21 protein-coding genes and 1 riboswitch are annotated in these 21403 nt (G+C 30.4%); of the genes, 5 read left to right on the forward strand and 16 right to left on the reverse strand.

The window, feature by feature from the left end; genetic code table 11:
• Nucleotides 1-2: 2 nt before the first annotated feature.
• Nucleotides 3-1427: an MFS transporter gene (locus CDLVIII_RS24650; protein ID WP_009172209.1), complete on the reverse strand. Its 1425-nt coding sequence runs from the start codon at nt 1425-1427 to the stop codon at nt 3-5.
• Between the two features lie 248 nt (nt 1428-1675).
• Between CDLVIII_RS24650 and CDLVIII_RS24655 the strand changes: the two genes are divergently transcribed.
• A complete protein-coding gene (locus CDLVIII_RS24655; RefSeq protein ID WP_009172210.1) occupies nt 1676-2530 on the forward strand; it encodes an AraC family transcriptional regulator in 855 nt (284 codons plus the stop codon).
• 152 nt (nt 2531-2682) lie between these two features.
• Here the strand turns inward: CDLVIII_RS24655 and CDLVIII_RS24660 are convergent, their stop codons facing one another.
• Nucleotides 2683-3729, reverse strand: coding sequence for a PocR ligand-binding domain-containing protein (locus CDLVIII_RS24660; RefSeq protein WP_009172211.1), 1047 nt, complete (start codon nt 3727-3729; stop codon nt 2683-2685).
• 260 nt (nt 3730-3989) lie between these two features.
• On the opposite strand from CDLVIII_RS24660, the gene CDLVIII_RS24665 reads away from it, so the two are divergent.
• The 3 genes from CDLVIII_RS24665 (at nt 3990) to CDLVIII_RS24675 (ending at nt 5943) form a co-directional block, all read left to right on the forward strand.
• Complete coding sequence (locus CDLVIII_RS24665; protein ID WP_009172212.1) at nt 3990-4358, forward strand: GntR family transcriptional regulator; 369 nt, start codon at nt 3990-3992, stop codon at nt 4356-4358.
• A 74-nt stretch (nt 4359-4432) separates the two neighbouring features.
• On the forward strand, nt 4433-5137 hold the full coding sequence (locus tag CDLVIII_RS24670; RefSeq protein WP_242836036.1) for an ABC transporter ATP-binding protein: 705 nt from the start codon (nt 4433-4435) through the stop codon (nt 5135-5137).
• A complete protein-coding gene (locus CDLVIII_RS24675) occupies nt 5131-5943 on the forward strand; it encodes a hypothetical protein (RefSeq protein ID WP_009172214.1) in 813 nt (270 codons plus the stop codon). The genes CDLVIII_RS24670 and CDLVIII_RS24675 overlap by 7 nt, the downstream gene beginning before the upstream one ends.
• A gap of 152 nt (nt 5944-6095) precedes the next feature.
• On the opposite strand, the gene CDLVIII_RS24680 is transcribed toward CDLVIII_RS24675, so the two are convergent.
• The 3 genes from CDLVIII_RS24680 to CDLVIII_RS24690 all read right to left on the reverse strand — a co-directional run bounded on the left by CDLVIII_RS24680 (nt 6096) and on the right by CDLVIII_RS24690 (nt 8590).
• A complete protein-coding gene (locus CDLVIII_RS24680) occupies nt 6096-6860 on the reverse strand; it encodes an amino acid ABC transporter ATP-binding protein (protein WP_009172215.1) in 765 nt (254 codons plus the stop codon).
• Nucleotides 6860-7666 carry an amino acid ABC transporter permease gene (locus tag CDLVIII_RS24685; protein ID WP_009172216.1) on the reverse strand — a complete coding sequence of 269 codons (807 nt, stop codon included), beginning with the start codon at nt 7664-7666 and terminating at the stop codon, nt 6860-6862. Before CDLVIII_RS24685 ends, CDLVIII_RS24680 begins: the two co-directional genes overlap by 1 nt.
• 90 nt (nt 7667-7756) lie before the next feature.
• Nucleotides 7757-8590, reverse strand: a complete 834-nt coding sequence (locus tag CDLVIII_RS24690) for a transporter substrate-binding domain-containing protein (RefSeq protein ID WP_009172217.1) — start codon at nt 8588-8590, stop codon at nt 7757-7759.
• Between the two features lie 310 nt (nt 8591-8900).
• Nucleotides 8901-9074, forward strand: a riboswitch (Lysine riboswitch).
• Between the two features lie 161 nt (nt 9075-9235).
• On the opposite strand from CDLVIII_RS24690, the gene CDLVIII_RS24695 reads away from it, so the two are divergent.
• Nucleotides 9236-10693 carry an amino acid permease gene (locus tag CDLVIII_RS24695; RefSeq protein ID WP_009172218.1) on the forward strand — a complete coding sequence of 486 codons (1458 nt, stop codon included), beginning with the start codon at nt 9236-9238 and terminating at the stop codon, nt 10691-10693.
• Nucleotides 10694-10918: 225 nt separating this feature from the next.
• Here CDLVIII_RS24695 and hcp read toward each other — a convergent pair whose 3' ends face one another.
• From hcp to CDLVIII_RS24750, 11 genes are all read right to left on the reverse strand, one after another.
• Nucleotides 10919-12556: a hydroxylamine reductase gene (gene hcp, locus CDLVIII_RS24700; protein WP_009172219.1), complete on the reverse strand. Its 1638-nt coding sequence runs from the start codon at nt 12554-12556 to the stop codon at nt 10919-10921.
• Nucleotides 12557-13026: 470 nt separating this feature from the next.
• Nucleotides 13027-13992 (reverse strand): sulfite reductase subunit C, encoded by a 966-nt coding sequence (asrC, locus tag CDLVIII_RS24705; protein WP_009172220.1) that lies wholly within the window; start codon nt 13990-13992, stop codon nt 13027-13029.
• A gap of 13 nt (nt 13993-14005) precedes the next feature.
• The gene (gene asrB, locus CDLVIII_RS24710; RefSeq protein ID WP_009172221.1) at nt 14006-14800 is read right to left on the reverse strand and encodes an anaerobic sulfite reductase subunit AsrB; all 795 of its coding nucleotides are present in this window, start codon (nt 14798-14800) and stop codon (nt 14006-14008) included.
• Entirely contained in the window at nt 14793-15803 is a 1011-nt protein-coding gene (gene asrA / locus CDLVIII_RS24715) for an anaerobic sulfite reductase subunit AsrA (protein WP_009172222.1), read from the reverse strand. The genes asrB and asrA overlap by 8 nt, the downstream gene beginning before the upstream one ends.
• 12 nt (nt 15804-15815) lie before the next feature.
• The gene (locus CDLVIII_RS24720; RefSeq protein WP_009172223.1) at nt 15816-16583 is read right to left on the reverse strand and encodes a formate/nitrite transporter family protein; all 768 of its coding nucleotides are present in this window, start codon (nt 16581-16583) and stop codon (nt 15816-15818) included.
• Nucleotides 16584-16663: 80 nt separating this feature from the next.
• Entirely contained in the window at nt 16664-17353 is a 690-nt protein-coding gene (locus CDLVIII_RS24725; protein WP_009172224.1) for a Crp/Fnr family transcriptional regulator, read from the reverse strand.
• A gap of 82 nt (nt 17354-17435) precedes the next feature.
• On the reverse strand, nt 17436-18116 hold the full coding sequence (locus CDLVIII_RS24730; RefSeq protein ID WP_009172225.1) for a Crp/Fnr family transcriptional regulator: 681 nt from the start codon (nt 18114-18116) through the stop codon (nt 17436-17438).
• Between the two features lie 166 nt (nt 18117-18282).
• Complete coding sequence (locus tag CDLVIII_RS24735) at nt 18283-18723, reverse strand: MarR family transcriptional regulator (protein WP_009172226.1); 441 nt, start codon at nt 18721-18723, stop codon at nt 18283-18285.
• Between the two features lie 63 nt (nt 18724-18786).
• On the reverse strand, nt 18787-19653 hold the full coding sequence (locus CDLVIII_RS24740) for an NAD(P)/FAD-dependent oxidoreductase (RefSeq protein ID WP_035301923.1): 867 nt from the start codon (nt 19651-19653) through the stop codon (nt 18787-18789).
• Between the two features lie 191 nt (nt 19654-19844).
• Entirely contained in the window at nt 19845-20153 is a 309-nt protein-coding gene (gene trxA, locus CDLVIII_RS24745; RefSeq protein WP_009172228.1) for a thioredoxin, read from the reverse strand.
• Nucleotides 20154-20425: 272 nt separating this feature from the next.
• A complete protein-coding gene (locus tag CDLVIII_RS24750; protein WP_009172229.1) occupies nt 20426-21196 on the reverse strand; it encodes a hypothetical protein in 771 nt (256 codons plus the stop codon).
• Nucleotides 21197-21403 lie beyond the last annotated feature (207 nt).

Here is a 21403-nt window from a genome sequence, read left to right on the forward strand (position 1 = left end):
ACTTATCTTTCATCATTTAATAGAGTTTTCTCCTTCTTCCATGGCTTATAAACTATCATACCAAGCAGAAAAGCACAGATCATAATCAATACCGTAACTAAAAATGTACTATGAATTCCAACCACTATGTCCTTAGGACTCGCAGTTACAATGGATTTTGTGCGTGTAAATAAATAGAAAAGAGCGCCGAGTACTGCTATCCCAGTAGTCTGTCCAATTGTACGTGCAAGATTGAGAAGTCCTGATATTACCCCCCGTTGTTCCGGTTTTGCTAACGACATAATAAAAGCATTATTCGGCGCCTGAAAAAATGCTAGGCCACCATTCCATAAAAACACGATGATCGCTATAATAATGGTGCTCGTTAATACTCCGAATGTAGACATGATAAATATGCCAATTCCTAAAATCAGAATTCCTAGAATCATAGTCTTCGCGTTCCCAAACCGTTTTGCCATGAAGCTTGCAACAGGAGTAAAAGCAGCACATCCCAAAGGGCCAGCCATCATCAATAGCCCCGCAGTTGATGCAGATAAATCTTTTGCCTGTTCCAAAAAGAAGGGGAAGATAGTATTAAATCCGTTGGTAGTTGTATAAAGTATCACGCTGATAACCAAACTCCCGCTGAAAATAGCGTCTTTAAACATTTTTAAATTTATAAGAGGAGCTTTCATTTTCTTTTCCACAATAATGAATACTACAAGACCTACTATTGCAGCAGCTATCAAACCAATAACAATCCCCCTTATTCCCAAATTTTCGGCCAAAGTAACACTTAAAACATAAGCCATAAGGGTTGCAGCCAAAATAAGCATACCCCAAATATCAAATTTCTGTGCTTTTTCAGAAATCGGGATGGATGGAAATCTCAACACCATGATAAAAGCGATTGCACCTAATGGTATATTCAAAAAGAAAATAGATTGCCAGCCAAAGGCGCTTATTAATAAACCGCCTATTGAAGGACCAAGGGCAAACCCCATCGGCATTGTTGCTGTAAGGGCTGCCATACCACTTGCAATCTTTTCTTTCGGTACGAGGTCTCCCACAATGGCGAAAGACAGTGCAATTAACGTTGCCGCTCCTATTCCTTGAAATGCACGAAATACAATCAATTCATAAATAGAAGCTGATATACCGCATAAAAGTGAAGCAACAGTGAATAGTGCTATTCCAAATATAAAAAGTTTCTTTTTACCAAAGATATCTCCAATACGTCCAATGCCAACGATAAGAGACGTTACTGCAAGCATATAGCTGAGGATAACCCATTGTACACTTGAAAAATTTGCATTCAACGCTTCTTCAATTGTTCGAAGCCCTATGTTGACGATGCTGGTATCAATAGAAGACATTAAAGTTGTCAGACATAATACAAATATTACTTGACTATATCCAATCCTAGGACGTTTATTAATTTGATTCATTATATTTCCTCCTTTTGTTTTTCTTTACGATCAATTTTTTGTGGGATAATTTGCTTTTATTAAAAATTCTTATTTGGACTATATTCACATATTCAAAAATAGTAATATAATTGAAAATACTCTAAACAACCTCTATAATTGAAGGTGTAAACTTTGTTTGTCTAATTCAGTATATATTATTGCTTTATGCCTTGCTTGGACTATGTTCACAGAGTTGTACAATATTCATAATATCGGAGGAAAATAATATGAATGACGATTTGCTAAAATTCCCAGATGGTACCCCCTTCCCTATTTCTGTTGTCAAACGCCATTATAAAAAGAATGAACAGTTATTTGAGAAGCATCTGCACAATAATCAGCTTCAGTTTTTTTATTTTAAAAAAGGCCGAGCTGTAATCTACTGTGGGCGTAATCACTATTCTGTTACTTCTGAGGACGTTATTTTTATTAATAACAATGAAAATCATGATAACGAACGGTTGTCTGAATCAGTAGAATTTTTTATAATAAAAATCGATTTGAATATGTTAGATTTACGTACTATTACAGATTGCAACGAGAAATATATCTTGCCGATCAGGCAAAATATGATTTTATTTCATAACAGAATCGAAAGTAAAAATATTAAAGAGACATTAAGGCTTATAATTACCAAATGCGAAGAAAAAGCAAACGGTTATGAGCTTAAATTACTTTCCTTACTATACCTCCTTATTTCTGAATTGTTTGAAAGTGAGGTTGCAAGATCTCTTTCAAAAAGGAATGCAGAACAGCTAGGAAAATCTCGTGTTGGTTTTCAGCGCGTTTTGGAATATATTGAAAATAATTATGAAAGTGAAATCAAACTGTCATATGTGGCTAAACTTGCGGAAATGTCAAAAGGATATTTCTGTACCTGTTTTAGGCAAATGACCGGAAAAAGTTTTACTGACTATGTAAATCTATTTCGTATAGAAAAAGCGGCCATGCTGCTAAAACAAAATAAAAGCAGTATAACAGATATTGCATTGTCTGTTGGGTTTGAAGATATGAGCTATTTCTGCCGAATTTTCAAAAAATACATGGGGCAGTCTCCTTCATCCTATAGAAGATTTGCATAAAAGCTACATATAAGAAACGGCCAAATGATAGGCTTTGTTATATAAAAACGGGCTGCCACGCTAAAGTGCACGGCTCTTTTTCTTTCATAAAAAATAAATCCCAAACTACATAAGTTTGAGATTTATAATAAAATATCATTATATATGCATATTTATTTTAAACTTTCCATCAATTCTACTAACTGATCTACAATATGTACAGAATCCTGAATATTTTCACTTACCACTTCCATGGCCTTTGATTGCTCTTTACTTGTTTCTAGTGTTATCTTAGAGTTCTTCACAGTGCCTTCAACTGAATCTTGTATTTTAGTTGTTAGATCAGCAATATTCTTTGCTGTTTCTTTTGAATTTTCTGCTAAATTTTTTATTTCTTTTGCAACAACAGAAAATCCTTTTCCTACTTCTCCCGCACGTGCAGCCTCAATAGATGCATTAAGTCCTAGCATCTTTGTTTGAGCAGCTATATTATTTATTGCATCAAGTATATTATTAATTTGTTTAGCTATTTCACCTACTTGAGTAATTTCGCTATTAAGTTCTTCTTGTTGAGATGAAATACTAGTTGCTGATGCTGAAAGTTCCTCTACTGTAGCAGATATCTGCATAAAATTATTTGCTAATCTTTTTGATACCAAATCTAATTGAATTTGATTATGCCCATTTTTAGCTAATGAATTTGCCACTAAAGATAATACATTAGCTGCTGCTTCTATGTGCCTCATATCAACTACATTAACTTCATGAACTGACTCTACCATTGAGTCTGGATTTACATCTATTTCTTTTGCAATTTGAATAAATTCTGCATTACTAGGAGACTGTGTTAACATTTGTCCACCTAACACTGTTCCAATTAATTTACCCTCTATAATAATTGGAGCCGCAAAATCTACAAGTCCCGCATGACATGCTCCTACAAAAGGTTTTCCTGTTCTCGTTGCCTCTTCTCCCATTCTCTTATGTGAAGCTGCACATCTATCATCTCCTTTTTTTGTTGAATGAACAAATTTATCACAAAATCTCGTATAGCTGCTTGGATTTGTTACCGGATTACCTTTCTTATCAACAGTTACGCTTGCACAATTCATTGCAAAAGCAAAATCATCCTGAAACTTTTGTAATAAATTAATATCAATTATATCTTTTATCTCAAGTGCTTCCATGTCCAGTTCATTATTTTCTAATAATTTTACCATAAAATTCATCCTCTCTAAATATATCACTCATATTTACTTTTCGATTTATAATTACAAGTTAATTATCGTTTACTTACGATATTGCCTTAATAAGACTATATAAATTTTTGTAAAATATTTAACTTCCATTTTATACATTGCTTTCCTACCATTTTAAAAAATAAAATCTTATCTATTGACACGATATATTTATAATTGTATTATTGTATTATCAACTTAATACAATAATACATCGATCAAGTTTACAAAGGAGTGAGAATATGTCATGGAATTTTAATGATGACAAACCAATTTATATACAACTGATGGAACAAATACAACTTAGAATTGTTTCAGGCATATATAAAGCTGGTGAAAAATTACCATCAGTTAGAGATATTGCAAGCGAGGCATCGGTTAATCCAAACACAATGCAAAAAGCGCTTACAGAATTAGAAAGAACAGGCCTAGTATTTAGCCAGCGAACAAGCGGCAGATTTATTACGGAGGATATTAATATGATTAAAGATATAAAGAACGGTTTAGCAAAAGACCAGATTCAAAACTTTCTTTATAATATGGAGAAAATCGGATATACAAAAAATGAAACTATAGAACTCATTAAAGTCATATCAAAGGAGATGAAATAATGGATAATGCTAACAATAAAGTATTGTATGATCTTACTGAAACTATTACAGAGTCTACTCTTACAAATGACAGCATGGATAATAACCCTATTTTAGAATGCAAAAACTTAGTTAAAACTTTTGCTAATGCAGATGCTTTAAAAGGCATAAATCTAACAATTGGACGAGGAAAAATTATTGGTCTTTTAGGTCCAAATGGTAGCGGTAAAAGCACTCTTATAAAACTTGCAAATGGATTATTAACTCCATCAAGTGGAGAAATATTAATAAATGGATTTAAACCTGGGGTAGAAACAAAAAAAATAGTTTCATATTTACCTGAAAGAACTTATCTAAATGATTGGATGAAAGTTTCTGATATTATAGAATTCTTTCAAGACTTTTATGAAAATTTCAACCCCAAAAAAGCTTACAGCATGCTCGAGAAATTAAATATTAATCCTAATGATAAACTAAAAACTATGTCTAAAGGAACAAAGGAAAAAGTTCAACTTATTCTAGTTATGAGCAGAGAAGCTGATTTATATTTATTAGATGAACCTATAGCTGGAGTTGATCCTGCTGCCAGGGATTACATTTTAAACACTATAATCACTAATTATAATGAAAATGCCACTATTATTATCTCTACTCATCTTATTTCAGATATTGAAAGAATATTAGATGATGTGATATTTATTTCATATGGAAATATAGCTTTAACCAAAAGTGTTGATGAAATTAGAGAAAAAGAAGGAAAGAGTGTCGATGCTCTATTTAGGGAGGTATTTAAATGTTAGGTAAACTAATGAAATATGAAATAAAAGCAACAGGCAGAACCCTTGTCCCACTATATGTAGTTCTATTAGCATTTGCTATTATAAATAAAATTTTTTTAGAAACTGGCTTATCTGCTAAGCTAGAAAATTTAGGTCTTGGAGGCTTCAGTTCAATTCCATTCATACTTAGTGCCTTTGCATATGGATGTACAATGGCCGCTGTTTTCATAGTTACTTTCTTCGTAATAGTCCAAAGGTTTTATAGAAATTTACTTGGCGATCAGGGATATTTAATGAATACTCTTCCTGTGAGCACTACTGCAAATATTGCAAGCAAACTTTCAATTGCAACATTTTGGAATATAATAAGTGGAATTATAGCTATACTTTCAATTATTATTATGACTTTTGACCCTGGAACATTTGGAAGGATTTTCAGTGATTTTTTTAGAGTTCTTTCAGAAGCTTATGGGGAATTTGGAATTCAAACCTATATAATAATACTAGAAATAATTATTGCTACTTTGATGCAGCTTGCAAAATTTGTTTGCATGATATATGCTTCTATATCAATTGGACATTTATTTAGTAAGCATAAAATACTTTATTCTTTTGGTGCATTTGTTGTTTTGAACTTAATTGCAGCTGCAATTTCATCTACTATAGGAATAGCATTTTCATTATCAAATTTAAGAAACCTTAATATTGAATTCATTTGGCATATTCATTTAATTATAATATTAGTGATAATCTTTAATTTGATTTTCTTCTTGGTTTACTTTATAATAACCAATTATATATTGAAGAATAAATTAAATTTAGAATAATACTAATTTAATCCTTTAGCCCATATATCTTTTATTAAAGTTATTACTTTAAAATAAAAAATAACATAATACAAAATAGTAAGATTATTTTCACATATTAACCTTACTATTTTGTATCATGCTAAAAATATATTTTTACAACTCAATTAAATTTATCTTTCCATAAATCTACTTAAAAATTCACGTGTACGTTTATTTTTAGGATTATTAAATATCACTTCTGGAGTATCATCCTCAACAATAACTCCTTTTTCCATAAATACTGTTCTAGTAGATACATCTCTTGCAAAAGCCATTTCATGAGTAACTATAATCATTGTCATTCCTTCTTTAGCCAATTCACGCATAACTGATAAAACTTCTCCTACCATTTCAGGATCCAAAGCACTTGTTGGTTCATCAAATAACAATACTTCTGGTTCCATAGCTAAAGCACGGGCAATAGCTACACGCTGCTTTTGTCCGCCTGAAAGCTGATGCGGCTTTGCATTAATATATGGAGCCATCCCTACTTTTTTTAAATATTTCATAGAAATATCCTTTGCATATTCCTTATCTTTTTTTAAAACTTTAGTAACTCCAATCATACAATTTTCAAGTACTGTCATATTGCTAAATAAGTTAAACTGCTGAAATACCATTCCGACCTTTGCTCTATACTTTGTTATTTCTTTACGTTTACTTAATATATTTTCTTTATCATGTAATATTTCCCCTGAAGTTGCAGTTTCAAGCATGTTTATACATCTAAGAAGTGTTGACTTTCCTGAGCCTGATGCACCAATAATACAAACAACATCTCTTTGGTTTATTTTAAAATCAATATCTTTTAATACTTCATTTTTTCCAAAGCTTTTTCCTAAATGATTGATTTCTAATATAGGAAAATTACTACTTATATTCCCTGCTGCTTCCATTATTGTTTCCCTCCCTTTAATTTCATAACTGAACTATTCTCAGTAATCTCTCCTGACATATAATCACTTGTTATTAACTTGTAACTATCTGGTCCATCCATCTTCTTCTCTACAAAACGTAATATTCTAGAAACTGCAAGATTTACAACAAAGTAAATTACACATATTATGAAAAACACTTCAAAATACTTGTAATATGCACCCGCTGCTGATTTTCCTACAAAAAACAATTCTGTTACAGATATTACATTTAATACCGATGTATCTTTAATATTAATAATTAGATTATTACCTATTTGAGGCATAATATTTCGCAAAGTCTGTGGTAATACTATATATAACATAGTTTGAAAATGAGTCATTCCAATTGCTTTTGCACCTTCCGTTTGTCCTTCATCAATTGAATCAATTCCACCACGAACGGTTTCCGCCATATACGCACCTGTATTAATTGAAACAACTATTAATCCGGCTGATAATGGAGACAAATCAATATTAAATACCTCCATTGCACCATAGAATATAACCATAGCCTGTACTATCATTGGCGTACCTCTAAAAAATTCAACATAAGCAGATAATACCAATTGTATGCATTTTAAAAGAACTTTTTTTACTACACTATCCTCCGGGTTTACTTCAATAGTCCTTACAATTCCTACAAAAAATCCAATAATACATCCTGCTATTGTACCAACTATTGCAATTAGAAGAGTATATAATGTTCCTTGAACAAATAAGCTTCCATACTGTTGTAAGAGATACCAGACCCATTGGAAAAATCCTTCTGGTGAACTTGATGTCATATTATTTTCCACCTCACAAAAAAATATTTTCTCACTACGACATTATAAAAGGAGGCTAGTTCGAAAAACCTCCTTGTATGATTTTTATTATTATTTTGATAATGGTTGATCTTTAATAGCCTCTTCCATCATTTTGTTACGATCTTCTTCTGAAATTTCTGAAATCGCCTTATTAATTTTATCAGTTAATTCTTTATTTCCCTTTTTAATAGCAATACCAATATTTACATCTTCATCCGAAGCTTTAAATCCGTTGTCGCCTTCAGGATTTATCATAACCAAATCTGGATTTGAATGAACTGCTGCCATTGCTGTAGGCTTGTCCATTGTAACAACATCAATTTTACCTGATGCAAGTGCTACTATTAGTGAAGGTACAGTATCCATAGCAGGTTGAATTTTAGCATCTGGAATTTGCTTTAGCATATCATACCAAACTGTACTTAGCTGAGATGTACAAGTAGCTCCCTTTAAATCCGAAACACTTTTAGCATTTTCATAAGGAGTTCCTTTCTTTGTAAGTGCTACAATATTAGCTTTATAATATGGATCTGAAAAGTCTACACTCTGCATACGTTCTTTTGTAATACTCATTTGCGCAATTGCAACATCAATTTTGCCAGAACTTACACCCGGAATTAAGCCATCAAAGTCCATTTTATGTACTTCTAATTTATAACCGATTTTATCTGCAATTTTTTGTGCAATCATTAAATCATATCCATTTGCATATTCATTTGTACCATTGATTTGTACTGCATTATTTGAATTATCAGTTTGAGTCCAGTTAAACGGCGCAGATGCTCCTTCTGTTCCTACACGTAATATCTTTTCATCGCTCCCGCTTTTAGAACCGCAAGCGCCTAATACAGTAATAGTTGCTAAACATAAAGCCACTGCAATTATGTTTTTTAATTTTTTCATAGAAATATTCCCCCTCAAATTAAATTTTCAAAAAAAGAGTCAACTTCTCCTTTGTAAAGCTGACCCCATTGTCATCTTATGATAAACATTTCTATACTGAATTATAACCTCGCCCCTTATTATTGTCAATTAAATACTTTTCATAGTTATTTGTAAACTTTTTATCATTTTGTTAAGCTATATGTTGTTAACTTTTCAAATATTGCCGCTTTATTTTAAATATCTATTATTTAATTTTTTTCATGAAATATTAAAAATGTTGACTTATTTTTAATTTTATTAGATAATTACTGTAAATTAATAGGTAGATAACTAAGATAGAGGCGCGAAATTTATGAGTAGTATTATGGACACAAGCATAATGAAATAATACGAAAGGAACTTTCGCCGAAGTAAATAGTAAATTGCTTTAATACTATTTGCTGGTTTTATGTAGAATATGCATAAAACTGTCACAAGTGATTTGTGGAGAGCTATTTTCAATGTAAATGTACGTGATTTATTATATTGTTGATATATGATTTTCGTATTTATGCCATGAATATGCTTTCATGGCATTTTTTTATTGCTTAAATCTTTAATCCTTATTTATTATCTTAGTTACTTGCTTATGTATATTAATATCATAAGGAGAGTAGACATAAAATGGATGAAAAAAACAACGAACTTAAAAGAGGTCTAAGTGCAAGGCATTTAAACATGATTGCTTTAGGTGGTTCCATAGGAACTGGAATATTTCTTGCTATGGGAGATACCTTAAATCAAGCTGGTCCTGGAGGTGCATTATTAGCATATGCAATAATAGGTCTTATGGTATATTTCTTAATAACAAGTTTAGGTGAAATGGCAACTCATATGCCAATATCAGGTTCATTCAGTACTTATGCCACTAAATTTATAGATCCTGCCTTAGGCTTTGCACTTGGTTGGAACTATTGGTATAACTGGGCTATTACCGTAGCTGCTGAAATGGTTGCTGGTTCTTTAATCATGAAGTACTGGTTTCCTAATGTTAACGGGCTAATTTGGAGCGTGATATTTTTAGTTATAATTGTGGGCTTAAATGTTCTTTCATCAAAAGCATATGGTGAATCTGAATATTGGTTTGCTGGTATTAAAGTAGTTACTGTCATTATATTTTTAATAATTGGAATTTTGATGATTGTTGGTATAATGGGTGGCGATAATATCGGTTTTCACAACTATTTTGTAGCTGATGGCCCATTTCATGATGGCATAAAATCTATTTTTGCTATATTTTTAATTGCAGGTTTCTCATTTCAAGGAACTGAGCTTATAGGAATTGCTGCAGGTGAAAGTGAGAACCCTGAAAAAACAATACCAAAAGCTATAAAGTCTATATTCTGGAGAATTCTAATATTTTATCTAGGAACAATAATAATACTTGGTGCTATTATTCCATTTACTGAAGCGAGTGTAAATACAAGTCCATTCACAATGGTATTTGAAAAAGCTGGTGTAGCTGGAGCTGCTTCGTTAATGAATGCAATTATATTAACTTCTGTATTATCCGCTGGTAATTCAGGAATGTATGCATCAAGCAGAATGCTTTATTCAATGGCTAAAGAGGGTATGGCACCTAAATTATTTGCTAAAACTAATAAACGTGGTGTACCTATAAATGCATTAATTTTAACTACACTAGTAGCTTCTCTTTGCTTTTTAACTGGTATTTATGCAGAAAGTACAGTTTATGTATGGATAGTTGCTGCATCAGGTCTTGCCGGATTTATAGCTTGGGTTGGAATAGCTGTATGTCACTATAGATTTAGAAAAGCATTTGTTTATCAAGGAAAAGACTTAGGAAGCTTAAAATATAAAGCAAGTTTATATCCATTTGGACCTATATTAGCACTATTAATGTGTATAATAATCATCCTTGGACAAGGTTATTCATGTATAAAACCTGATGGAGTTGACTGGCAGGGATTGATTGCTTCTTATATTGGAATTCCACTATTCATTATCCTATATGTTTGGTATAAGGTAAAATATAAAACTAAGGTCATTCCTTTAGATGAAGTTGATTTAAATTATTATGAAAATGATATAAAAAGAGACGATGAAGAAAATATCATGTAGCTCTTGTAAATAATATTTCAGTTATGGAGAAAGTGGTAAATAGTTATCAAGTTAACTATTTACCACTTTTTTATAATTAAGTATATTAAAAATTAACATCGAACCTTAAACTTCATTTAATAATGATGTTTAAGGATTCGACGTTATTCTAAATACTTATACAGCTTTTACTAATATCTTTTGAATCTATATCAATTCAATACTGTAGTAAATACTATTCAATTTTTATTTTAAAAACATTTCCATATCATCTTCAACATTTGTAATTCCGCCAATACCGAAGTTTTCAACTAAAACTTTAGCTACATTTGCTGAAAGGAACGCTGGAAGTGTTGGCCCTAAGTGAATGTTCTTCACTCCTAAGTGTAATAGGGATAATAAAACTATTACTGCTTTTTGTTCGTACCATGCAATATTAAATGCTATTGGTAATTCATTTATATCTTCAAGACCAAATACTTCTTTAAGCTTTAATGCGATTACTGCTAATGAATATGAGTCATTACATTGTCCTGCATCTAAAACTCTAGGAATTCCGCCTATATCTCCTAAATCTAACTTGTTATATTTATATTTTGCACAACCTGCAGTTAATATAACTGTATCTTTTGGAAGTGCTGCAGCAAAGTCTGTGTAGTATGATCTAGACTTTTGTCTACCATCGCAGCCAGCCATTACAAAGAACTTCTTTATTGCTCCTGACTTAACAGCATCAACTACTTTATCAGCTAATGCCAATACTTGATTATGAGCAAATCCACCAACGATTTCTCCTTCTTCAATTTGAGTTGGAGCTGCACATTTCTTAGCTTGTTCTATAATAACTGAGAAATCTTTCTTTCCATTTTCATCAGCTGCAATATGAGTACATCCTTCATATCCTGATGCACCAGTAGTATATAGTCTTCCTTTATAGCTATCCTTTGGAGGAACTATACAGTTAGTTGTCATAAGTATTGGTCCATTAAAACTTTCAAATTCTTCTGGTTGTTTCCACCAAGCATTTCCGTAGTTACCTACTAAGTGTGAATATTTCTTTAATTGTGGATAATAGTGAGCTGGTAACATTTCAGAATGAGTATAAACGTCTACTCCTGTTCCTTCTGTTTGAATTAATAATTGTTCTAAATCTTTTAAGTCATGTCCTGAAATTAATATTCCCGGATTCTTACCTACTCCTATATTAACTTTTGTTATTTCTGGATTACCATAACTTTCTGTATTAGCTTTATCTAATAAAGCCATTCCATCAACACCAACTTTTCCTGTTTCTAAAGTTAATGCTATATATTCATCTATTGTTACCTTATTATCTGCAGTTAATGATAGAGCTTTTTGCATGAATGCACATATATTTTCATCTTCATATCCTAAAGCATTGGCATGTTTCATATATGCAGATAAACCTTTTAATCCATAAGTAATAAGTTCTCTTAAGCTTCTAATATCTTCATTTTCAGTTGCTAATACTCCAACTGTTTCTGCTTTTGCTTCCATATCTTCTCTAATTTCAGCAGTATATAAAGCAGCCGCACTTAAATTTTCTTTATTATTTAATTTTGCTAATAATTCATCCTTTAATCTTAAAGTTTCTTTTACTCTTCCATAAAATACTTCTTTATCAAAGTTAGCATTAGTTATAGTTGTGAAAAGGTTCATTGTAACTGTAGTATTAATTTCTCCAGATACAGTAACTCCTTGTTCTCTAGCTCTAGTTGCTACTTCTGATAAGCCTCTAGTTGTATATATTAATAAGTCCTGCATTTTTGCTAGATCTGGAGTCTTACCACATACTCCTCTTACAGTACAGCCTGTACATCCTGCTGCCTCTTGACATTGAAAACAAAACATTTTATTATCCATCTTAATATCTCCTCCGTAATTTAAATTTTATCAAATAAATTTTTATTTATATTTTCTTTTGGATATCTTTTCTTGAATTACCTTATGATCTTATTTTACAGGTAAATGAAAAAACAATCTGTTTCATTTGTTACAAGTAATAACCTTTTGCTATTTATTTTTATAACACCATAAAAATAGCCCAGAAAGCTTGCGTTTTCTAGGTCATTTCATATATATCATATTTTTTACGCAGATTTAAATTGTATTGCTAACTGTAAGAATCCTTTTTAAAAAAATATTTACAATCTTTAATACAATATGCATATAAATTTTCAGATAGGTATTTGTGAAATACTTAAAATGGTATCAAAACAAAGAAATAGAATACATATATGCGGAGCAGGCATTGAAAAATAAGCTGCTGCATATATGTATTCTCTTTCGCTTGTTTATAGCTTCACTTTGAGCATTTCGTAATATTTTTAACCTTAGCAGAAATGTATCCCACTCCAGTAAATGCGGTCTTTAATGATAGTTTTTTCTGGGAATTCTATCCCCTCTAAAGCCCACTTCTTATATTCTTCGAAGCCAACTCTATCAATAATATATCCTATATGTTCTTTTCCACCCGGAGCATCTTTATCTATATATTCTTCAACAAATTTATAGGTATTTAATATTATTTTAATTATGCTTTGTTCGTCAGTCCAAATTAAGAAATCTTCAGCAAGACGTGGATTCTTCTTTCCCGATCTTCCCATAAGAACTAATTTATAATATTTTTCTTTACTTCTTGTCCATGCGCCTGTTGGACATGCATTTACACATTCACCACAGCCAATACATTTTTCTTTATTTCTTACAATTTTATAATTAACAGCTTCAAGTGCTCCTACTGATTTTTTCTTGCAGGCTTTCACGCATGCCATGCAGCTTACACATCTATCAATATTATATTGTGGCTCTGTCATTCCAATTATGCCAAAATCATGAGTTCTAGCTTTAATACAATCGTTAGGACAGCCTGTTAATGCAATTTTAAAGTGTAAGTCATTTGGAAAAATTGCCTTTTCAATTTTCTTAGCAAAGTTTGTTGTATTATAGTTAGCAAATGGACAAACATTGTTTCCAATACATGCCGATACATTTCTAGTCCCAGCTGCTGTATATCCTTTTCCTGGAACCTCCTGATTTATATATAATTTTTCAATAATAGGCTGTAATAATTTATTAACCCTATCCATATCTTCAAATCTTATTCCTGGAATTTCAAAACCTTGACGAGTAGTTATATGAACTGTACCATTACCATATTTTTCTGAAATTTCTTGTATTTTTCCTAGTAGTTCTGCATCTAAATGTCCACCTGGAACCCTAACTCTAGAAGCAGTTACTCCTCTTACCTTTGTAACTCTGAAAGCATTTTTTTTGATTTTTTTAGTATTTAAATCCACAGCTGCATTCCTCCTAATCTATTAAGGATTTACCCTTTGAATAATTAAAAACAGGTCCATCTAAACAAATATAAGTGTCATCTATTTTACAATGTCCACATTTACCAATTCCGCAACACATTTTTCTTTCTTGAGAAATCCAGACATTGTTTTCTTGTATTCCTCGTTTTAAAAATTCTGCTACAGTGAATTTCATCATAATAGGAGGTCCTACTACTATAACTACTGCATTATTAATATCCTTAATCGGAAGCCCTTGAATATATTTCGTAACCATACCTACATTTCCATCATAATTTTCTTCTGCATTATCCACAGTTAAAATAAGATTAATGTTATCTTTCCACACTTTAATATCATCTTTAAATAAAACGTCACTTGGTGATTTAAAGCCAGCAATTAAAGTAAAGCCTTCTGCACTACTTGAATTTTTTGCAAAATAATCTACAACACCTCTTACTGGAGAAAGTCCCGTACCTCCCGCAACTACTATTAATTCTTTTCCTTTATAATTTTCAAGATCAAATCCATTTCCATAAGGTCCTCTTAAAAATAATTTGTCTCCAATATAATTATTAAAAATTTCATTAGTTACTTTACCAACCCTTCTTATTGTTAAATCTACAGTTCCATCACCTATACCGCTTACTGAAATAGGTGCTTCACCAAACTTTGGGAGTGAAACTTCAAAGAATTGCCCAGGTTTTACATCTCCATGAAATTCCATACGGAAAGTATACTCTATTTCTGTATGTTTAATTACTTCTTTAATTTCTGATAAAAAAGGAATATATTCATTTTTACTCATTTTGTGACACCTCTTTCATACCATCATTTAATTTGTTTACACAATTAGAGAAGGATATATATTCTGGACATATATCATCACATCTTCCACATCCAACGCACATGTGATATCCCCATTTCTTCTTATAATCATAAACTTTATGCAACACTTTAAAACGCATACGTTGTCCTTTATCTAATCTAAAACTATGGCCTCCTGCCATATTTGTAAATCCGTCTACATGACAAGATGCCCACACTCTACGTCTTTCGCCCGCTTTTCCATTATCAGTATAAAAAACATCCTGCATTGTAAAGCAAGTACAGGTAGGACATACAAAATTACATCTTCCACAAGCAATACAACGACTGCTGTACTCTTTCCACATTTCTGATTTCATAACATCTAAAGAAAGGTTTTCTGGTATAGAAACGCTTACATTATTACTTGTAACAAAATCAGGCTTAACCTCTACTTTTTCATTATCAATAAATATTTTTTCTAATTCTTCATCCTTTATATCTACAAAAACAAAATCATTTTCTACTTTTAAATATGCATTGTACTCATCTGTCTTATTAGTTTCCATGCTTACACAAAAGCAGTTTTCAAAGGAATTTTCACATCCCATTAATATGAATTTTGCATTTTCTCTTATTCTTTTATAATAATGATCTTCTTGTCCATTTCTTAAGTAAATATCATCCATACGTTTAACTGCATGCAAATCACAGCTTCTTAAAAATATAATTGCTCCTTTTTTAGGTGCATCTGCTTCTTTTATAGAATCTTCTGTAAAGAAAAATAGTGTCTGTGAAATAGGAAGCAATACTTCTTTGTATGAATATTCCGCCTTCTTATCAAATACTATATCATCTACTACTTTTATTTCTCCATAACGCACTCTATCAGTATCAGAATAAGTACCTTCTCCTGCAAATGACTTAGGTGCATATATTACATATTCTTCTGATAATTGTTCAAAAATATCATTTACATTGTTTTTACTTAATTTATATCCCATAAGCTTACTCCTTTACTTTTTTCTTGAAATTATATAATAAGGTAATGCTAAAAATACTGCCCCACCAATTATATTCCCAAGTGTTACTACTCCAATGTTATATGCATAACCCATTACGCTAACATTAGCAGCTCCCGGATTAAGCAACCCAATTGTTAAAAGAGTCATATTTGCCACACTATGCTCAAAGCCTGCAGTTATAAATGCAAACAAGCACCAAAATATCATAATAAGCTTTCCAGATTCACTTTTTAATTTAAAACTACACCAGGTAGCTAAACAAACTAAAATATTACAAAATATTCCGCGCATCAATAATGGTAAAAACGGAATACTCATTTTTGTAGCCGAAGTCTTTGCAATAAATTCTCCAACTGCTCCTGCTGAAAGCCCCGTTGCATAAAACATATATCCTGCAATAATAGATCCTAATAAATTACCTATAAAACAAACTATCCATACTTTTAATGTGTCGCTCCACTTTACTTCTTTACTTAAAGAAGCTGCTGTCATTATAAAATTATTTCCTGTGAAAAGTTCCGAACCAGCCATAATAACTAAGCTAAGTGCGATACCAAATGATACTCCCATTACTATTTTTGTTGCAGGTGAATTACTGGCACTTAATAACCCTCCAATAGTGAATATAAGCATGATCCCCATACCTACATAAAGTCCTGCAAGTATAGAACTCAAGAAATATCCTAGAGAATTTTTCTTTAATAAATTAACTTTTGCCTTTGCTGCCATAATAACACTGTTAAATTCTTCACAAAACATACTATAATTTCCCCTTTCATAAGCACACATATTTTTAACTTAATTATAATTTATTAAAATTTAAAGCACCGTGATTTTCATCACGGTGCTTTAAAAAATCTAGATAATTTTTCTTGATTTATAACTTTTATTTTTTTATTATCGTATTCTATTAACTTTTCATTTGAAAGTATTTTAAGGGATCTAGATATTGTTTCTCTTTTTGACCCTAGAAGATCGGCTAAATATGTGACACTTATATTCATATTAATTATTACACCAGTATCACATTTTATTCCGTAATCCTTGCTCAATTTCCAAAGCTTTGCAGAAAGCTTTTTTTCCATTTTCAAAACTCCTGTTGAATTTTTTAACTGTCGATATAATCTTCTAACCTTCATATCTAAGGAATACATAACATTTTTTGTGAGATTAAAATCTTTTTCCATAATACTTAAAAATATATTTTTATCATAGCTTAAGACTTGTGCTTCTTCAAATATTTCGCAGTTAACTGATGAAGGTAAATCCATCATTGATTCATTGACCACTTTGCCTTTTCCCAATATAAAAATCACGCGTTTTTGCCCATTTTCATTTAATTTATATAATGATACATTTCCACTTATTACAACATATAGAGTGTTAATATTTTCTTTGTCCCTAAATAGATGACTTCCTACCTTGCACTTTTTAATTTCTCCAAATTCCTCGAGTTCATCTAATGAAGATTCTGATACATTGTTAAAAATTTCTAATTCCTTCAACTGTGATTTCGTAATACTTTTCATAATACTCCTAAACTAAGGCACAACCAAATAAATAATAAATTAATATTCGTGCATGTTGAGTCTATAATTTATTTTTATATGCCTAATCAAATAATTCTTCTTCTAACTCTTCAATATTTAAGATAGTAATTATATTTCTATCAAACTCTATATAATTTAAATCCCTAAGATTCATAAGCTCTCTTGATAAAGATGGCCTAGGTATCCCCATTGATGCTGCAATTTCCTCTTTACTTTCTTTAAGTTTAACCGTTTTGCTTCTTTGCAATTTTGCCTGTTCTAAAATATAATTAATCACTTTATGTTTAATACTTTTAAATGCAATACTTTTTATTTTTGAATTTAGCATGAATATTTTATTACTCAATGCAGACATAAAATTTCCAAGAACTCTTTCATCCATTGTGCATAACTTTAATATATCTGATCTATTTATATATAATATATTACATTCAGAAAAAGCCATAACTGTTGATGGATAATTAGATTTTTTTGAAAAAACTAATGCTTCTCCAAATACATCTCCATTGCTTAATCTCTTTAATATAATTTGCTTCCCACTAAGATATATTCTCTGAATTTCTACTGTACCATCTAAAACAAAACCTAAGCTAGTGCATTCATCTTCTTCATTTGCAATAATTTCTCCTTTTTTATATGCCTTTAAAGAATATGGAATACTGGAAATCAGCTTTCTTATTTCATCAACAGTAAGATCTTTAAAAAATTCATTTCCTTTTAACTTATCAATGATCTCTTCCATATGCATTCCTCCCGAATTATTTACATAAGGCACATGAAGAATATGCCTAAATTCTGTGTACCTAATTATATCATTATAAGATGATTTAAAACAATGTTATATTTTTTATAATAAAAACTCTGAGATCTTCTATATTCTCAGAGTTTTTATCATTAATTATATCTATTTAGCGTTCTAAATTCATTAATAATTCATCCAAATGTTTTTTCAAAACCATAAGTTTTTCTATTGGCATTTTTACCTTGCAGGCTATTTCATTTGGCACTTCAGTTACTTCATCTTTTAAACTTCTTCCCTTTTCGGTTAGCTCAACTATTACAACTCTATCATCATTTACATCTCTATATCTTGTTACTAATCCCATACCTTCAATCTTCTTAAGTAATGGAGTTAGTGTTCCCGAATCTAAATGTAGTCTTTTCCCTATATCTTTTACAGTACTTTTTTCATCTTCCCATAAGACAAGCATTGCAATATATTGAGTGTATGTGAGATTGAATTTATCCAAAACAGGTTTATATAATTTTATTATTTCCCTTGATGCTGCATATAATGAAAAACAAACCTGATTATCTAATTTAATACTCTCATATTTACATTCTTCCATAATCTTTCTCCTATAATCATTGCATTGTTTATGCAAATTAAATTTTATTGTGCCTTACATAAATCACTTCTTGCTAATTGAATCTACATAACTTACTGCTGATAATGCTGCTATATTGCCTTCACCTGCTGATTTAATATATTGATATGGCTTTCCAACAACATCTCCTGCTGCAAAACATCCTTTTATACTAGTTGCCATCAATCTATCCACTTCAATATGATTATCCGTTATTTTAAGCCCTGGTACTAATTGTCCTGGAGAAATGCTATCCCTTAATATAAAAATACCATCAGTATCAATTTCTGAATTTTTAAGCTTAAGCTTATTCAATTTCTCTTCTCCTAAAATACTGACCGGAACATCTCTTATAATTTCAATAGATGAATCAACTTCAACTTCTTCCTTATACATAGGAATATAATAAACTTTCGATGCAATTGATGCGATGAAATTAGCCTCTTCCTCTTCATGTTTATTATATGATACTATTGTAACTACTTTATCTTTGTATAAAGGTGCATCACAAGTTGCACAATATCCTACACCTTTTCCAAGTAACCTTTCTTCTCCATCAAATAGTTTTCCATATTCCACTCCTGTGGCTATTATCACTGATGTTGCCTCATACATTTTTTCATTTACCATTAAAGCAAAATAATCGCCCATTGCATATATATTATTAATTTTTTCTTCTGTTATACTTATATCCATTTCTTTTATATGATTACAAAATTCCTCTTGAAGTTCTTTTCCACTCTTTTTATAAAAACCTAAATAATTATTTATCTCATGAGCTTTTGCAAGCTTGCTGGTAAGCTCCTTATTTCCAAAAATAATAAATTTTTTCTTTCTTATCTTTGCATTTAATGCAGCCGACAAGCCTGCTGGACCACTTCCTACTATTGCAATATCATACCTATCACTCATATTTCTTCCTCCAACATTAAAGGGTATTATAATTCTATTAGTTTCAACTTTTGACTCATTTCTTTTTACCAATAAACTATCCAATTCTAAATTTCTAAAAATTTAATTTTATCCAATATATATAGCTTAAATTAAAACATAGTATATTTTTATATATACTATGTTTCTTAAGGCATAATCAAAAAAATATTTTATAAATTATTTTCAATTACTTCTTTAATTTTTTCCTTTGGTAAAAATCCTATAAGTTGATCTACCTTCTCATTGTTTTTAAAAACAATCATAGTTGGTACACTTGATATTTGAAATTCGCTTGCTAAGTCTGGACTTTGATCTACGTCAACTTTTATAAAATTAACCTTATCTTCCATCTCACCTGATAAACCTTCAAGCACTGGTGCTAACATTTTACAAGGTCCACACCAAGTTGCAGAAAAATCTACAAGTGTAACACCACTTTCTATTTGACTTCTAAATTCAGCACTATCTACTAATTTCATACTCTCTTCCTCCATTATCTTTATAATTAAAATTAATTATTAATTATTATAAACATTTATGATATTACTATGCATATAGCATAATTATATTTATAAAAATTTAATTTAATAAAATTTATTTATATTTTACTTTCTATAATAACTATTGTCAATATCTTAAATGCAATTTTATTTCTTCTCTTAAATTTATATCAATTATTTATTAAGTTGTAAGAAAAATTTAACTTTAACTGCAAATCTAATTTACAGCTAAAGTTAAATAATGGATTATATTATTTAATTATAACCTTAAATTCATCAAGACTTATCTTATATTCATTGAGCATCTCTATAGCAGTGTCTCTAAAAGAATTTTGAGTTGATTTTTTAAGTATTGGTTGAAATTCTTTAACTGAAATATTACTATGTCTATTATCCTTGTATTTCTTAGTTAAAACTTCTGCTGTCTTTACAAGTAGATCATCCCAATTTTCAACCATAATTACATTATCCTTCAACTTGAATCCTTTAGGTTCTTTTAATGAAAAATCTTTATAAATCTCTATTTCTTTCTCATTGACAATCTGATTACCTAAATTTTCATTCTTTTCTGCAATAGATTTTTCTTGAACTTTATCTTCATTCTTTTTATTTACTGATCCTTTAGCTACATCATGATTTATATTGATGCTTTTTTCATATTCCTGCTGCATCCACTTAATATATTCTCCTATATTTTGCACAACTTCGTATATTGATATAGAAGTATTTCTATAAGCTTTGCTAAGTTTAAAATCTCTTTTTGTCTTTATTATTTCACTCGATTCATCCTCAATGTAGTCTATAGTATTTTCTAATATGTTTGCAAGATTATTTAGTGCTCCTTGAATTTCAATAGACATAGATGGAAAATTCTCAATTACATATTGAATTGTATCTACATCAAATAAAGATAAATTTTTTTTCTTGAAAACATTTATGTCATTTTCCTTTACGTCTGCTTTAGTTTCAATAACTGGTTGCATTTCTTTCTCTTGGATCTCATCCTTTTTGAAAAACCCCATAATTTTCAACTCCGTTTCATATTTTACTTAAGCATTATCAAGAAATAACAAATCAATCCACTTGTCTGTTTTCTTTCGTATGCTTTATTAAATACATATTACCATATTTTTACATACATTTCACTTAATTTATAATTTATTTCCTAATTTTAACTTATAAGCTATTAATTAGGCTTCGGTAATATAATGTAAATCTATGAGTTAACT

It is taken from the genome of Clostridium sp. DL-VIII, from assembly GCF_000230835.1.
Classification (GTDB): Bacteria; Bacillota; Clostridia; order Clostridiales; family Clostridiaceae; genus Clostridium.

Bases quoted from the DNA above. Each gene is read 5' to 3' on its own strand.
- CDLVIII_RS24650 (WP_009172209.1), bottom strand. From the start codon at position 1,427: ATGAATCAAATTAATAAACGTCCTAGGATTGGATATAGTCAAGTAATA.
- CDLVIII_RS24655 (WP_009172210.1), top strand. From the start codon at position 1,676: ATGAATGACGATTTGCTAAAATTCCCAGATGGTACCCCCTTCCCTATT.
- CDLVIII_RS24660 (WP_009172211.1), bottom strand. From the start codon at position 3,729: ATGGTAAAATTATTAGAAAATAATGAACTGGACATGGAAGCACTTGAG.
- CDLVIII_RS24665 (WP_009172212.1), top strand. From the start codon at position 3,990: ATGTCATGGAATTTTAATGATGACAAACCAATTTATATACAACTGATG.
- CDLVIII_RS24670 (WP_242836036.1), top strand. From the start codon at position 4,433: ATGGATAATAACCCTATTTTAGAATGCAAAAACTTAGTTAAAACTTTT.
- CDLVIII_RS24675 (WP_009172214.1), top strand. From the start codon at position 5,131: ATGTTAGGTAAACTAATGAAATATGAAATAAAAGCAACAGGCAGAACC.
- CDLVIII_RS24680 (WP_009172215.1), bottom strand. From the start codon at position 6,860: ATGGAAGCAGCAGGGAATATAAGTAGTAATTTTCCTATATTAGAAATC.
- CDLVIII_RS24685 (WP_009172216.1), bottom strand. From the start codon at position 7,666: ATGACATCAAGTTCACCAGAAGGATTTTTCCAATGGGTCTGGTATCTC.
- CDLVIII_RS24690 (WP_009172217.1), bottom strand. From the start codon at position 8,590: ATGAAAAAATTAAAAAACATAATTGCAGTGGCTTTATGTTTAGCAACT.
- CDLVIII_RS24695 (WP_009172218.1), top strand. From the start codon at position 9,236: ATGGATGAAAAAAACAACGAACTTAAAAGAGGTCTAAGTGCAAGGCAT.
- hcp (WP_009172219.1), bottom strand. From the start codon at position 12,556: ATGGATAATAAAATGTTTTGTTTTCAATGTCAAGAGGCAGCAGGATGT.
- asrB (WP_009172221.1), bottom strand. From the start codon at position 14,800: ATGAGTAAAAATGAATATATTCCTTTTTTATCAGAAATTAAAGAAGTA.
- asrA (WP_009172222.1), bottom strand. From the start codon at position 15,803: ATGGGATATAAATTAAGTAAAAACAATGTAAATGATATTTTTGAACAA.
- CDLVIII_RS24720 (WP_009172223.1), bottom strand. From the start codon at position 16,583: ATGTTTTGTGAAGAATTTAACAGTGTTATTATGGCAGCAAAGGCAAAA.
- CDLVIII_RS24725 (WP_009172224.1), bottom strand. From the start codon at position 17,353: ATGAAAAGTATTACGAAATCACAGTTGAAGGAATTAGAAATTTTTAAC.
- CDLVIII_RS24730 (WP_009172225.1), bottom strand. From the start codon at position 18,116: ATGGAAGAGATCATTGATAAGTTAAAAGGAAATGAATTTTTTAAAGAT.
- CDLVIII_RS24735 (WP_009172226.1), bottom strand. From the start codon at position 18,723: ATGGAAGAATGTAAATATGAGAGTATTAAATTAGATAATCAGGTTTGT.
- CDLVIII_RS24740 (WP_035301923.1), bottom strand. From the start codon at position 19,653: ATGAGTGATAGGTATGATATTGCAATAGTAGGAAGTGGTCCAGCAGGC.
- trxA (WP_009172228.1), bottom strand. From the start codon at position 20,153: ATGAAATTAGTAGATAGTGCTGAATTTAGAAGTCAAATAGAAAGTGGT.
- CDLVIII_RS24750 (WP_009172229.1), bottom strand. From the start codon at position 21,196: ATGGGGTTTTTCAAAAAGGATGAGATCCAAGAGAAAGAAATGCAACCA.